Raw genomic sequence first — 13,762 nt, 5'->3', positions numbered from 1 at the left:
CAAATGTATTTTGTTTCTTCTCATTTAAAGTGTGAATCTAAAAATATTTTTTTATTTCACTATAACTATAACCAATAGTTAACATATTTTTAAATCACTAAAAAAAATATACCTTTATATTCCAACACATTATAAAACACAAAAACAAAAACTATAGTTATTTATTATTTTAAAATAAAAAATATAGATAAAAATTATTCATTGTTTTATAGTAGCTTTGCCCTATTCTAACCTATTAAATTATAATAAAAATGAAAAACACAAACTCACATTCTTCGAAAGGTAAATGCCCTTTTTCTCAAGGCGCAAACACAGAAATACATGATAACATCATGGAGTGGTGGCCAAAATCATTAAACTTAGATATACTACATCAACACGATACCAAAACCAATCCTTTAGACAGTAATTTTAATTATGCTGAAGAATTTAAAAAATTAGATTTAGAAGCAGTTAAAAATGACCTTAAAGACTTAATGACCGATAGTCAAGATTGGTGGCCTGCCGACTGGGGACATTATGGTGGTTTAATGATTCGTATGGCGTGGCATGCTGCTGGTACCTATAGAGTTGCTGATGGTAGAGGTGGTAGTAATACAGGCAATCAACGCTTCGCTCCTTTAAATAGTTGGCCTGATAATGGTAATTTAGATAAAGCAAGACGATTGTTATGGCCTATCAAGAAAAAATACGGAAACAAACTATCTTGGGCAGATCTTATTATTTTAGCTGGTAATATGGCTTATGAATCAATGGGCTTCAAAACTTTTGGTTTTGCCGGCGGACGTGAAGATATTTGGCATCCTGAAAAAGATATTTATTGGGGATCTGAAAAAGAATGGTTAGCGCCAACAGGGAGTAAAGGTTCTCGATATTCTGGAGACAGAGACTTAGAAAACCCATTAGCTGCTGTAATGATGGGATTAATTTATGTAAACCCTGAAGGGGTTGACGGAAAACCCGATCCTTTAAAAACCGCAAAAGACGTAAGAGAAACCTTTAAGCGCATGGCAATGAATGATGAAGAAACCGTTGCTTTAACTGCTGGTGGACACACTGTAGGAAAAGCACACGGTAATGGTGACGCAGGAGCCTTAGGTGAAAGCCCTGAAGGTGCAGAAGTTCAAGATCAAGGCTTTGGCTGGATGAACCCTAAAGGGAATGGAAATGCTGCAGATACTGTTACTAGTGGTTTGGAAGGAGCTTGGACAACTACCCCCGATAGATGGAACCATACATACTTTCATTTGTTGTTAAATCATGATTGGGAATTAACAAAGAGTCCTGCTGGTGCTTGGCAATGGGAACCTGTTAATATTGATGAGGCAGATAAACCTGTAGATGCTCACAATCCGAACATCAAAAGAAACCCAATAATGACTGATGCGGATATGGCAATGAAAATGGACCCTGAATACAGAAAAATATCTGAAAAGTTCTATAAAGATCCAGCCTATTTTTCTGACACCTTTGCACGTGCTTGGTTTAAACTAACACATCGTGATTTGGGTCCTAATACACGTTATTTAGGGGTTGATGCTCCAACAGAAACACTTATATGGCAAGATCCTGTTCCTACTGTAGACTATACTTTAAACGATACTGAAGTTGAAGAATTAAAAGAAAAACTGTTAAACAGTGGACTTACTCGTACTGAACTTATCAATACTGCTTGGGATAGTGCTAGAACTTATAGAGGATCAGACTTTAGAGGTGGTGCTAATGGAGCACGCATTCGTTTAGCTCCTCAGAAAGACTGGGAAGGAAATGAACCTACAAGACTAAAAAGAGTATTAGATAAGCTTGCTGAAATTCAAGCTAGTTTAAGTAAAAAAGTTAGTATTGCTGATTTGATTGTTTTAGGAGGTAGTGCTGCTGTTGAAAAAGCTGCTAAAGATGGTGGTGTTGACATTAAAGTTCCTTTTACCTCTGGAAGAGGTGATGCAACCGCTGAAATGACAGATACTGAATCTTTTGATGTTTTAGAGCCTCTACATGACGGATACAGAAATTGGCAAAAGAAAGATTATGTAGTAAAACCTGAAGAATTATTATTAGACAGAACACAACTTATGGGGTTAACCGCTCCTGAAATGACTGTTCTAGTTGGGGGAATGCGTGTGCTAGGAACTAACTACGGAGGAACTAAACATGGTGTATTTACAGAAAATGAAGGTGTGTTAAGTAACGACTTCTTTGTTAATCTTACCGATATGAAATACTCATGGAGGCCTTCAGGGGAAAGCTTATACAATATTGTTGATCGTAAGACAGGAAACACTAAGTGGACAGCTACACGAGTGGATTTGATATTTGGTTCTAACTCTATTCTTCGTTCGTATGCAGAAGTATACGCACAAGACGACAACAAGAAAAAGTTTGTGAAAGATTTTGTAACTGCCTGGACTAAAGTAATGAATGCAGACAGGTTTGATGTAGTATAAATCACAACTAAATGATAATATTTTAAGCTAGATTTTTTTAATTAAAGAATCTAGCTTATTTTTTTACACTCTAATCACCACTCCCTCTTTCTTCCTCATAAGTCATTAATAGCAATTGAGTTAACATTTAAATTTATTGAGCTAAAGAAACATCAGCTATCAAAGTATTTTTGTTACAGAAATCATTTAATAATTAAAAAACAAATATATTATGAGTAACGATAAAAGTATTTTAGGCTTATTAGCAGGAGTAGCTGTAGGAGCAGGATTAGGCATATTATTCGCCCCTGACAAAGGGAGTAATACACGAAAAAAAATAGCAGACGGAGCAGCCTCTGCAAGAGACACTATTACTTCAGAAGCAACACACCTTAAAGAAGAAGTTAAGCATAAAGCTGAAAGCTTAAAAAATAATGTGGCTGAATCTCTTAGCAGCAAAACAAACTCATTAGAAGAAAAATTAGAAACTATTGTAACTGATGCTAGCTATAAAGCCGAAGATGTTATAACCCAATTAGAACAAAAACTAAAAGTATTAAAGGCTAAAAACAAAAAATTACAAACTAAATAATGTCGATATTCAAATCAATACATACCAACTCTGAAAAAGTAATTGAAAAAGGCGAAAGCTTTATAAAGAATTCTGAAGAATACTTTAAATTAAAAGTATTTTATATACTAACCTCTTCTTTAAGCATGATTTTCAATTTTGCTATTATAGGTATATTCCTACTTATTGCTTTTGTTTTTTTGGCTGTAACAATATCGGCAACCATAGGTAATTATTTAAACAATGTTGTTTTAGGATACTTGTTAGTAGCTTTACTTTTTATAATTTTCGCTTTAATAGCATATAGTATGAGAACAAATGTAGAGAATTTTGTAATTAAAAATTTATCTAAAAAGTATTTTGACGATGAAGAAAACCTATAATAATAGTAAAGAAATAACTAAAGAACTAAAATTACTGAAGCTTAAAAGAGATATTTCTTTAGAAGAAATTAAACTTGTAAAAGAACAATTTAAAGAAGATTTATCTGTAGGGAATTGGTTTCAAACTATATTTGAAACAGTTGGTAAGTTTGGAATATATACTTTAGCTAGGAAATTTTTAAAATAATCTTTTTTCAACTCAATCTTGAATAGCTACAAAGCTTTAATTTAGGTGTAAGACATATAACTTCTTTCCTCTTATAATTAAAAAACTATCTTCTTCAGATGGTTTTTTAATTATAAGCTTTACTCATTACGTACTCAATATTGTTTCATATTTATTTTCTTTTTTTGTGTGTTTTTTTTTTAAAAGCTTCATCCCCCCTTAATTCTGTTAGCTTTTATAAACTTTTACAAAACAACAAAGATGAAATTGTATTAGCTTCTTTCTAATACAACCTCACCTTTATTTATATAACAATTATTGTAAACTACTTACTATAACTTACAGTTTACCATCCAACGTATATTAAATTTATCGGTACAAGCCCCATACAGTGCGTTCCATTCCGTTTCCAATAGTTCAGTATGAACTATACCTCCATTAGACAACTCATTAAAAACAACAGTAGCTTTCTCCTCATCATCTAAATCAACACTCATTTGAATATTATTACCACTATTTAGCGGAGTATCTGGAGAAACATCATACGCCATAATGTGAATCCCCTTCCCTTTCAATTCTGCATGTTGTATTTTATGCCTGTAATCCTCTGGAATATCTCTCTTTGAGTCTTTGTACGTTTGTTTGTTTACTATTTTTGCATTAAATAAGTCTGCATAAAAATTTAATGCGTTTTGACATTCTCCTCTGAATGCTAAGTATGCTTGTATGTTCATAATTTTTATTGTTTTGTATAAAAATAAAAACAAGCATCTATATAAATTAACTCTATTGCTGTGATTATTAACTCAAAAATTTAAAACGTTATTAATTATTTACTAGCAAATAGTTTTACATCATTTTTAGAAACTTCTTTTTCTCCTAAAATAAGTAAACGTTCAACTACATTTCGTAATTCTCTAATATTTCCTGTCCAATCATACTCTTGTAACAATTTAATAGCATCTTCCGAGAAACCTTTCTTAGGCATCCCTTGTTCTTCAGAAATTTTCTTGGCAAAGAAATCTACTAATAACGGTATATCTTCTCTTCTATCGTTTAATGCAGGAACTTTAATTAAAATCACTGCTAAACGATGATATAAATCTTCGCGGAAACGTCCTTCTTCTATTTCCTTCTTTAAATCTTTATTTGTTGCAGCAACTACACGCACATTTACTTTTATATCTTTATCCGAACCTACTCGTTGAATACGATTTTCTTGTAATGCTCGTAATACTTTCGCTTGTGCCGACAAACTCATATCTCCAATTTCATCTAAGAAAATGGTTCCTCCATTAGCTGCTTCAAACTTTCCTGCTCTATCTTTGTTAGCTCCTGTAAAACTCCCTTTTACATGCCCAAACAATTCACTTTCTATTAACTCAGAAGGTATAGCTGCACAGTTTACTTCAATCATAGAACCTTTAGAACGGTCAGATTTTTCGTGTAACCAATGCGCTACTAACTCTTTTCCTGTTCCATTAGGTCCGGTAATTAAAACTCTTGCCTCTGTTGCAGACACTTTTTCAATAATATCTTTAATATGAGTAATAGCATCGCTCTCTCCAATCATTTCATAATTCTTACTCACCTTCTTCTTTAAACGCTTATTTTCTACTACCAACTCCTTTTTATCTAGAGCATTTCTTACAGTATTCAATAATCGATTTAAATCTGGCGGTTTAGAAATATAATCAAAGGCTCCTAAGCGCATGGTGTTTACTGCAGTATCTAAATCACCATGACCAGAAATCATTACCATTGGTATTTCAGGTTTTAACTTTCTAGCTTTTTCCAACACCTCAACACCATCCATTTTTGGCATTTTAATATCACACAAAACCAAATCGTAATCTGTTTTCTTTATCATTTCAATTCCTTGCAAACCGTCTTCAGCTTCTTCTACTTCATAGGAATCGTTTTCTTCAGAAATAATTTTTTTTAATACTCTGCGAATTGCAGCTTCATCTTCTATTATTAATATTTTACTCATATTTTTTTTTAGTCTTTTAGATATTAAAAAGGCTAGTTTAATAAATTCTTTAAATCAGAAATCATTTTTTGGAGCTCACCTACTTCGTTTTCTGAACCTATTAACGTTACTTTATTAACACATTCTTTACAACAAGTAAGAACCATTGGTGGTTACAACTCAAAAAGCAAGCCAAACATTTTTCAGCTTAATTATTTAGTTCTTCTTTAGAATTTCTTTCCTCTTTACCTTCAATTTCTTTCTGATTGTTTTGAAGTACCTCTTTTTTTGGAGGTTCAAAATGCAACCCTTTGGCATCTACAATATGTATATCTCTTTGAGGGAACGGAATACTTATATTATGCTCTCTAAACAGCTCGTCTATTTTAAACCGTATATCACTTTTTGGTATCGCTGCCTGAAAACTATCATTTAACGTAAAAATTAATTTAAAATTTAACGAACTATCTCCGAAATTTTCAAAAAGTACTAAAGGAGCTGGATGCTGGTATACTTTTGGATGTTCACTGGCCGCTTGCAACAATAATTTTTTCACTAAAGCTACATCACTACCATAGGCCACACCCACTGTTACACTTTCTCTAGTTGTAGTACCATTTTGCGTCCAGTTATATAGGCTGTTAGATAAATACTTGTGATTAGGAATAACCAATACTTTATTATCGATTGTTACGGCTCTAGTGGTTCTCAGTTTTATCTCTTCCACCCTACCAACTTTTCCATCTAGTTCAATAATATCCCCCACATGAACACTTTTATCAAGAATAATAAAAACTCCAGAGATTATATCTTGAAAAAAGGTTTGTAACGCCAAACCAATACCTATTAACAAAGCAGAAGACGCTACTAAAATCGCACTTAAATCGACTCCTGCTGAACTTAAACCTATTGAAAAAACAATTACATATACTAACCAACTAGTAAATGAGAAAATAGTATCAAATTTATTTTTGTCTTCCTGTTCTAGTTTACTTTTTGCTAGTACTTTTAAATATTTCAACAAAAGCTTCACTAAAAGTAAACCTACTATTAAAAACAAAATTGTTTTTACTGTAAACTCGATATCTTTTCCTCCTATTGGTATTCTATAGTTTAGAAAATCCGTTATTTCTTTTATTATTTCTTTCATCCTAGTTTATGTTATAATCGTTACACACAATTTATAATCAACACTTTTAAACAATATTAAGTAATTTCATAAAAGTGTTAATTACCCATTATAACGAATCCATTTCCATAAATCTTTGTAGGTTGGTTTTTTACCGTACATTAAAATACCTACACGATAAATTTTAGCGGCAATCCATACAATTACCATAAAAGTAAGAATTAATAGCAACATAGAAATGGCTATTTCCCACCAAGCAACTCCAAACGGGATTCTCATTAACATCACTATTGGAGATGTAAAAGGTATATAAGAAAATATTACTGAAACCGGACCATGAGGATCGTTAATAACCGTTGCAAAACCTACATAAACTGCCAAAATTAACGGTAGCATAATAGGCATCATAAATTGTTGTGTATCCGTTTCATTATCTACCGCTGCACCTACTGCTGCAAACAACGAGCTATATAACATATACCCTCCTAAGAAGTAGAAAATGAATAAGAAGAACATTTTTACTAAAGGCAATCTGAAAATTTCTTGCACAATCATTTCACCTTTATTGGCTGCTGTTTGTTGAATAGCTTCCATTTGTTCTGGTGATACTTTTGCCGACTGCATTTCCATCATATGAACTCCAAAGAAAGAAGATGCTACTAGGCTAAACACTAAAAACAAAATCCCCCAAATAAAGAATTGTAACAATCCAGCTGATGCATTTCCAATAATCTTTCCTAACATTAATTGAAAAGGTTTTACAGAAGAAACGATCACCTCAATAATTCTACTTGTTTTTTCTTCAATAACACTACGCATTACCGATGTTCCATAAATCATTACAAACATCATCAATAAATATCCTGCGATAGCTCCTACACCAATCTTTAATCCGTTGATTAATTTTGATGATTTTTCCCCAGAGAAATTCAACATTTTAATTTCTGATGAAATTTTAGACTCTTCTATATGCGCAATATCAATTCCGAAGCTTGTTAGTTTTTTATGACGTAACTCCTTATCAATTTTATCTTCTAAACGTTCCATGATAGACATACTTGGCGAATCTTTAGAGAAAAACTCAATCGATTTTGCCAACATTTCTAAACTATCTTGTTTCGGAATGTATAAAGCTCCGTAGTAATCTCCTTCTTCGACCTTTTTTTTAGAGTTTTCAATTCCTAAGGCTGTAAAATCTTCATACTTTACTGTTTTTGAATCTTTAAAAATATCTTTAGAGAACATTCCAGACTCATCAACATATACTATCTTCTTAACCTTTTCATCGTTCTTCTTCATTAAGAAAAATACTAAAGCCCCCATACCAATCATTAACAATGGACTTAAGAAAGTCATAACGATAAACGACTTATTTCTAACCTTAGCAATAAACTCGCGTTCTATAATTAATCGTAATCTTTTCATTGCTTAACTGTTTTTATGGATTGCTTGAATAAAAATATCATTAGCACTTGGTACTAACTCTACAAAATGCTGTACTTGACCTTGGTTGGTTAAATAGGATAGTAAATCGTTTGGAGAACTTCCGTTAGTAAGTTTTACATTTAACTTTAACCCTTCGTTTAACAATTTGAAGTCTGCCGGTAAGACCTCGAAGTTTTCTTTAAGCTTTTGCTCCACTTCTTTTGAATTAGAAGTAGCTAATCCAACCTGAAAAGTATTTGTTCTAAACTCCTTTTTAATATCTTCTAGCTTACCATCTAAAATTTTATTCGACTTGTTAATCAACGCTATATAATCACACATTTCCTCTACAGACTCCATTCTATGAGTAGAAAAAATAATGGTAGCTCCTTCATCACGCAACTGTAAAATTTCTTTAGCTATTAGTTGAGCATTAATAGGATCGAAACCAGAAAAAGGCTCATCAAAAATTAATAATTTGGGCTGATGTAATACCGTTACTATAAACTGTACCTTTTGAGCCATCCCTTTAGACAACTCTTCAATCTTTTTATTCCACCAAGCTCCAATATCAAATTTATCAAACCAATATTTCAATCGTTTTTTAGCTTCCGATTTACTCAACCCTTTTAATTGAGCAAGGTACAATGCCTGCTCTCCTACCTTCATACTTTTATACAACCCTCTTTCTTCAGGTAAATATCCTATATGTTCTATATGATTTGGAGCTAACTTCTCTCCATCTAAAATAATTTCACCAGCATCAGGCATTGTTATTTGGTTGATAATTCTAATAAGCGAGGTCTTTCCTGCACCGTTAGGCCCTAACAAACCAAAAACACTACCTTTAGGAATGTGCATTGAAACATTATTTAATGCAGTATAATCGCCATAACGCTTTGCTACATTATTAATTTCTAATAAATTGTTCATAGATTTATAGTTGATTAATTACCGTTTATTTAAAAACAGTAGTGACAAACTTACATATTTTTATACTCAATTAGTATACGCTTCTCTCTAAACGTTACAAGATTAATTTTTTGTTAATTTTATTATGCATGCATAACTTTTTTACAAAATACTATGCATGCATAATAAAATTTTATATATTTGGCATTCATGGATAAGGATAAATCAATAGATCACCAATTAAGAGCCACGTGGCAAGCCGTTGCTAAAATGTATAACGAGCAAGCTGCAAAGCATGATAGCACAATGGCTACGGCTTTTGCTTTATTGAATATAGATTTTGAAAACGGTACTCCTTCAACTGCTCTGGGACCGTTAATGGGAATGGAACCTACAAGTCTTTCTCGTTTGTTAAAGACAATGGAAGACAAAGGAGTTATATGTCGCGAGAAAAATCCTAATGATGGTAGAAGCGTTATTTTAAAGCTTACTAAATATGGTAAAGAAATGCGTGAAGTTTCAAAAGGGCATGTATACCAATTCAATAATAAAGTAAGAGAACATATTACTGAAGAAGAATTAGAAACCTTCTTCAAAGTAACAACAACAATAAACAAACTAATTACAGATAAGTTAATATACGAAGAAGAAAATATTGACAATAAAGCTGTATAAAACAAACCAACAAACAAATGGCAAGAAGAATTAAAAAAGTAGCAATTATCGGTTCTGGTATCATGGGATCAGGTATTGCATGTCATTTTGCTAACATTGGCGTTGAAGTATTGCTTTTGGATATCGTTCCAAGAGAGCTTAACGACAAAGAAAAAGCAAAAGGATTAACCTTAGAAGACAAAGTAGTTCGTAACCGTTTGGTAAATGATGCTTTGACTGCTTCATTAAAGTCGAAACCATCACCTATCTACAATAAAAAATTTGCAGATAGAATTACTACTGGGAACCTTGAGGACGATTTACACAAAGTAAAAGATGTAGATTGGATTATGGAAGTAGTTGTTGAACGCTTAGACATTAAACAAAGTGTTTTTGAGCAAGTTGAGAAATACCGTACACCTGGTACTATTATTTCTACCAACACTTCAGGTATTCCTATTAAGTTTATGAACGAAGGACGTAGTGAAGATTTCCGTAAACACTTTGCGGTTACACACTTTTTTAACCCTCCTCGTTATTTAAAATTATTTGAAGTTGTTCCAGGACCTGACTGTAAACAAGAAGTAACTGACTTCTTAATGGATTATGGTTCTAAATTCTTAGGAAAAACTTCAGTATTAGCAAAAGATACCCCAGCATTTATTGGTAACCGTATTGGTATTTTCGGAATCCAATCGTTATTCCACCAAGTAAAAGAATTAGGTTTAACTATTGAAGAGGTTGATAAATTAACAGGACCAGTTATTGGACGTCCTAAATCAGCTACTTTCCGTACTGTTGATGTTGTTGGATTAGATACTTTAGTACACGTTGCTAACGGAATCTATGAAAACTGTCCTAACGACGAAGCTCACGACTTATTTAAGTTGCCAGATTTCATCAACACGATGATGGAAAATAAGTGGTTAGGTAACAAAACCAAGCAAGGTTTCTATAAAAAAACAACCAATGCTGAAGGAAAACGTGAAATTTTAGCTTTAGACTTAGATACGATGGAATACCGTCCGTCTAAAAAAGCAAAATTTGCTACCTTAGAATTAACAAAAACAATCGATAAGCCAATTGACCGATTTAAAGTATTAGTTGGCGGAAAAGATAAAGCAGGAGAATTCTACCGTAAGAACTTCGCAGCAATGTTTGCGTATGTTCAAAATAGAATTCCAGAAATTTCTGATGAATTATACAGAATTGACGATGCCATGAAAGCTGGTTTCGGATGGGAAAATGGTCCTTTCGAAATTTGGGATGCTGTAGGAGTTGAAAAAGGTATCGAATTAATGAAAGCTGAAGGAAAAGAGCCTGCTGCTTGGGTTACTGAAATGGTAGCTAAAGGAGAAAAATCTTTCTATACAGTTAAAGACGGTGCAACATATTACTACGATGTACCTGCAAAAGCACAAGTTAAAAAACCAGGACAAGATTCATTTATCATCTTAGATAACATTCGTAAAACTACTGAGGTATTCAAAAACTCTGGAGTTGTGATTGAAGATTTAGGAGACGGAATTTTAAACTGTGAATTCCAATCTAAAATGAATACCATTGGTGGTGATGTTTTAGCAGGATTAAACAAAGCAGTTGATTTAGCTGAAAAAGACTTCCAAGGATTAGTAATTGGTAACCAAGCTGCAAACTTCTCTGTAGGTGCCAACATCGGAATGATTTTTATGATGGCTGTTGAGCAAGAGTACGATGAGTTAAACATGGCGATCAAATATTTCCAAGATACCATGATGCGTATGCGTTACTCTGCAATTCCTACCATTGCTGCTCCTCACGGAATGGCATTAGGTGGTGGATGTGAATTATCATTACACGCTGATAAAGTAGTTGCTGCTGCTGAAACCTACATCGGATTAGTAGAGTTTGGAGTTGGAGTAATTCCTGGTGGTGGTGGATCTAAAGAAATGGCGTTAAGAGCTCAGGACTTATTCCACACTGGTGATGTTCAATTAAACGTATTACAAGAGCACTTCTTAACTATTGGTATGGCTAAAGTTGCAACTTCAGCTTATGAAGCATACGACTTAAACCTACTACAAAAAGGAAAAGATGTTGTGGTTGTAAACAAAGACCGTCAAATTGCAGAAGCTAAAAAGCACGCTGTGTTATTAGCTGAAGCAGGTTATACACAACCAGTAAAACGTAAAGATGTTTTAGTATTAGGTAAGCAAGCCTTAGGAATGTTCTTAGTAGGAACAGACTCTATGGAAGCTTCTAAATATATTTCTGAACACGATCAGAAAATTGCAAACAAACTAGCCTATGTAATGGCTGGAGGAGATTTATCAGAACCAACAAAAGTTACTGAGCAGTATTTATTAGACCTTGAACGTGAAGCTTTCTTAAGTTTAACTACTGAAAGAAAAACGTTAGAGCGTATTCAGCATATGTTAAAAACTGGTAAACCTTTACGCAACTAAAAGTTGCGAGTTATTAGTTTTCAGTTATAAGTGATCAATTAATAATCACTAAAAACTTAAAACTAAACACTAAAAACTTGAAAATATGAAAACAGCATATATAGTAAAAGGATATAGAACCGCCGTAGGGAAATCTAAAAAAGGTGTGTTCAGATTTAAAAGAGCTGACGAATTAGCTGCTGAAACCATCAAGTATATGATGACAAAGTTGCCAGAATTCGACGTAAAGCGTATCGATGATGTTATTGTTGGTAACGCAATGCCAGAAGGTTCTCAAGGATTAAACATGGCAAGAATTATTTCGTTAATCGGATTAGATTCTGTGGATGTTCCTGGAGTTACCGTAAACCGTTTCTGTTCATCAGGATTAGAAACTATTGGTATGGCAGTAGCAAAAATTCAATCTGGAATGGCAGAATGTATTATTGCTGGTGGAGCAGAAAGCATGAGTTCTGTACCAATGACAGGTTTTAAACCAGAATTAAACTACGATATCGTAAATGCAGGTCACGAAGATTACTATTGGGGAATGGGTAATACTGCAGAAGCAGTAGCGCAACAATACAATGTATCTCGTGCAGATCAAGATCAATTTGCATACGAATCGCACATGAAAGCTTTAAAAGCATTAGATAGCGATCGTTTCCAAGATCAAATAGCACCAATTGATGTAGAAGAAACTTACATTGATGGAAACGGAAAACGCGCTACAAGAAATTACACCGTTACTAAAGACGAAGGTCCACGTCGTGGAACCAGCGTAGAAGCCTTAGCAAAATTACGTCCAGTATTTGCTGCTAACGGTTCTGTTACCGCTGGTAACTCATCACAAACAAGTGATGGAGCTGCCTTTGTAATGGTAATGAGTGAAGATATGGTAAAAGAGTTAGGTATTCAACCAGAAGCTCGTTTAGTAAGTTATGCAGCAGCAGGAGTACCACCTCGTATTATGGGAATTGGTCCTGTAGCAGCAATTCCAAAAGCATTAAAACAAGCAGGTTTACAACAAAGTGATATTGAATTAATTGAGCTAAACGAAGCGTTTGCTTCACAATCGTTAGCAGTTATTCGCGAATTAGGATTAAATCCGGATATCGTTAACGTAAATGGTGGGGCAATTGCTTTAGGTCATCCATTAGGATGTACTGGTGGTAAACTATCTGTTCAGTTATTCGATGAAATGCGTAAGCGTAACATGAATAACAAATACGGAATGGTAACCATGTGTGTAGGTACTGGTCAAGGTGCTGCTGGTATTTTTGAATTCCTAAATTAAGAAACAAGACTATTAGAATCAAGAAACAAGACGATGCACAATTTCAAAAAATTAAAAATTTGGACTGAAAGCATGAATTTAGTTTCTGATTCTTATAAATTAACTAGAACCTTTCCAGACTTTGAAAAGTTTGGCTTGGTTTCTCAGATGAATAGATGTGCTGTTTCTATTCCTTCTAACATAGCTGAGGGTTCAAGTAAAAGCACTAACAAACATTTTAATAAATATTTAGAAGATAGCTTAGGTTCTTCATTTGAATGGGAAACACAATTAATTATTGCTTTTAATGAAAGCTACCTATCTGAAGAAAAGTTTAAAGAATTAGAACAAAAAATTAAGTCAATACAAAAAATGATTTCAAGTTTCCAATCTGGTCTGAATAAGTCTTGACTCTTGGCTCTTGAATC

General features: G+C 33.4%; 13 protein-coding genes. 8 read left to right on the top strand and 5 right to left on the bottom strand.

The window, feature by feature from the left end; all coding sequences use genetic code 11:
• The first annotated feature begins 251 nt into the window (after positions 1-251).
• From katG to MHM83_RS12265, 4 genes are all read left to right on the top strand, one after another.
• Positions 252-2,444 (top strand): catalase/peroxidase HPI, encoded by a 2,193-nt coding sequence (gene katG / locus MHM83_RS12280; RefSeq protein WP_239180048.1) that lies wholly within the window; start codon positions 252-254, stop codon positions 2,442-2,444.
• A gap of 211 nt (positions 2,445-2,655) precedes the next feature.
• A complete protein-coding gene (locus MHM83_RS12275) occupies positions 2,656-3,015 on the top strand; it encodes a YtxH domain-containing protein (RefSeq protein ID WP_047790071.1) in 360 nt (119 codons plus the stop codon).
• Positions 3,015-3,377: a phage holin family protein gene (locus MHM83_RS12270; protein WP_239180046.1), complete on the top strand. Its 363-nt coding sequence runs from the start codon at positions 3,015-3,017 to the stop codon at positions 3,375-3,377. Before MHM83_RS12275 ends, MHM83_RS12270 begins: the two co-directional genes overlap by 1 nt.
• Positions 3,361-3,564, top strand: a complete 204-nt coding sequence (locus tag MHM83_RS12265; RefSeq protein WP_047790069.1) for a hypothetical protein — start codon at positions 3,361-3,363, stop codon at positions 3,562-3,564. The genes MHM83_RS12270 and MHM83_RS12265 overlap by 17 nt, the downstream gene beginning before the upstream one ends.
• A gap of 311 nt (positions 3,565-3,875) precedes the next feature.
• On the opposite strand, the gene MHM83_RS12260 is transcribed toward MHM83_RS12265, so the two are convergent.
• From MHM83_RS12260 to MHM83_RS12240, 5 genes are all read right to left on the bottom strand, one after another.
• Complete coding sequence (locus tag MHM83_RS12260) at positions 3,876-4,277, bottom strand: VOC family protein (protein WP_047790068.1); 402 nt, start codon at positions 4,275-4,277, stop codon at positions 3,876-3,878.
• A 95-nt stretch (positions 4,278-4,372) separates the two neighbouring features.
• The gene (locus MHM83_RS12255) at positions 4,373-5,536 is read right to left on the bottom strand and encodes a sigma-54-dependent transcriptional regulator (protein WP_047790067.1); all 1,164 of its coding nucleotides are present in this window, start codon (positions 5,534-5,536) and stop codon (positions 4,373-4,375) included.
• Between the two features lie 187 nt (positions 5,537-5,723).
• The gene (locus MHM83_RS12250) at positions 5,724-6,665 is read right to left on the bottom strand and encodes a mechanosensitive ion channel family protein (protein WP_239180044.1); all 942 of its coding nucleotides are present in this window, start codon (positions 6,663-6,665) and stop codon (positions 5,724-5,726) included.
• 81 nt (positions 6,666-6,746) lie between these two features.
• A complete protein-coding gene (locus MHM83_RS12245) occupies positions 6,747-8,069 on the bottom strand; it encodes an ABC transporter permease (RefSeq protein WP_239180042.1) in 1,323 nt (440 codons plus the stop codon).
• 3 nt (positions 8,070-8,072) lie between these two features.
• Positions 8,073-9,002 (bottom strand): ABC transporter ATP-binding protein, encoded by a 930-nt coding sequence (locus MHM83_RS12240; protein WP_239180040.1) that lies wholly within the window; start codon positions 9,000-9,002, stop codon positions 8,073-8,075.
• A 189-nt stretch (positions 9,003-9,191) separates the two neighbouring features.
• Here MHM83_RS12240 and MHM83_RS12235 point away from each other — a divergent pair, with 189 nt between their 5' ends.
• The 4 genes from MHM83_RS12235 to MHM83_RS12220 all read left to right on the top strand — a co-directional run bounded on the left by MHM83_RS12235 (position 9,192) and on the right by MHM83_RS12220 (position 13,745).
• Positions 9,192-9,656, top strand: a complete 465-nt coding sequence (locus MHM83_RS12235) for a MarR family winged helix-turn-helix transcriptional regulator (RefSeq protein WP_047790064.1) — start codon at positions 9,192-9,194, stop codon at positions 9,654-9,656.
• 17 nt (positions 9,657-9,673) lie between these two features.
• Positions 9,674-12,079, top strand: a complete 2,406-nt coding sequence (locus MHM83_RS12230; protein ID WP_125066917.1) for a 3-hydroxyacyl-CoA dehydrogenase/enoyl-CoA hydratase family protein — start codon at positions 9,674-9,676, stop codon at positions 12,077-12,079.
• 85 nt (positions 12,080-12,164) lie between these two features.
• The gene (locus MHM83_RS12225) at positions 12,165-13,355 is read left to right on the top strand and encodes an acetyl-CoA C-acyltransferase (protein ID WP_125344664.1); all 1,191 of its coding nucleotides are present in this window, start codon (positions 12,165-12,167) and stop codon (positions 13,353-13,355) included.
• 33 nt (positions 13,356-13,388) lie between these two features.
• On the top strand, positions 13,389-13,745 hold the full coding sequence (locus tag MHM83_RS12220) for a four helix bundle protein (protein ID WP_073184577.1): 357 nt from the start codon (positions 13,389-13,391) through the stop codon (positions 13,743-13,745).
• Positions 13,746-13,762 lie beyond the last annotated feature (17 nt).

The organism is Tenacibaculum sp. Mcav3-52, assembly GCF_022347665.1.
Lineage (GTDB): Bacteria > Bacteroidota > Bacteroidia > Flavobacteriales > Flavobacteriaceae > Polaribacter > Polaribacter mesophilus.
This window is presented reverse-complemented; position numbering and strand designations above follow the sequence as displayed.

What these genes read in the sequence shown, in the direction of transcription:
- MHM83_RS12270 (WP_239180046.1), top strand. Translation starts at nt 3,015, where the DNA reads ATGTCGATATTCAAATCAATACATACCAACTCTGAAAAAGTAATTGAA.
- MHM83_RS12225 (WP_125344664.1), top strand. Translation starts at nt 12,165, where the DNA reads ATGAAAACAGCATATATAGTAAAAGGATATAGAACCGCCGTAGGGAAA.
- MHM83_RS12240 (WP_239180040.1), bottom strand. Translation starts at nt 9,002, where the DNA reads ATGAACAATTTATTAGAAATTAATAATGTAGCAAAGCGTTATGGCGAT.
- MHM83_RS12260 (WP_047790068.1), bottom strand. Translation starts at nt 4,277, where the DNA reads ATGAACATACAAGCATACTTAGCATTCAGAGGAGAATGTCAAAACGCA.
- MHM83_RS12220 (WP_073184577.1), top strand. Translation starts at nt 13,389, where the DNA reads ATGCACAATTTCAAAAAATTAAAAATTTGGACTGAAAGCATGAATTTA.
- MHM83_RS12235 (WP_047790064.1), top strand. Translation starts at nt 9,192, where the DNA reads ATGGATAAGGATAAATCAATAGATCACCAATTAAGAGCCACGTGGCAA.
- MHM83_RS12230 (WP_125066917.1), top strand. Translation starts at nt 9,674, where the DNA reads ATGGCAAGAAGAATTAAAAAAGTAGCAATTATCGGTTCTGGTATCATG.
- MHM83_RS12265 (WP_047790069.1), top strand. Translation starts at nt 3,361, where the DNA reads ATGAAGAAAACCTATAATAATAGTAAAGAAATAACTAAAGAACTAAAA.
- MHM83_RS12250 (WP_239180044.1), bottom strand. Translation starts at nt 6,665, where the DNA reads ATGAAAGAAATAATAAAAGAAATAACGGATTTTCTAAACTATAGAATA.
- MHM83_RS12275 (WP_047790071.1), top strand. Translation starts at nt 2,656, where the DNA reads ATGAGTAACGATAAAAGTATTTTAGGCTTATTAGCAGGAGTAGCTGTA.
- MHM83_RS12255 (WP_047790067.1), bottom strand. Translation starts at nt 5,536, where the DNA reads ATGAGTAAAATATTAATAATAGAAGATGAAGCTGCAATTCGCAGAGTA.
- MHM83_RS12245 (WP_239180042.1), bottom strand. Translation starts at nt 8,069, where the DNA reads ATGAAAAGATTACGATTAATTATAGAACGCGAGTTTATTGCTAAGGTT.
- katG (WP_239180048.1), top strand. Translation starts at nt 252, where the DNA reads ATGAAAAACACAAACTCACATTCTTCGAAAGGTAAATGCCCTTTTTCT.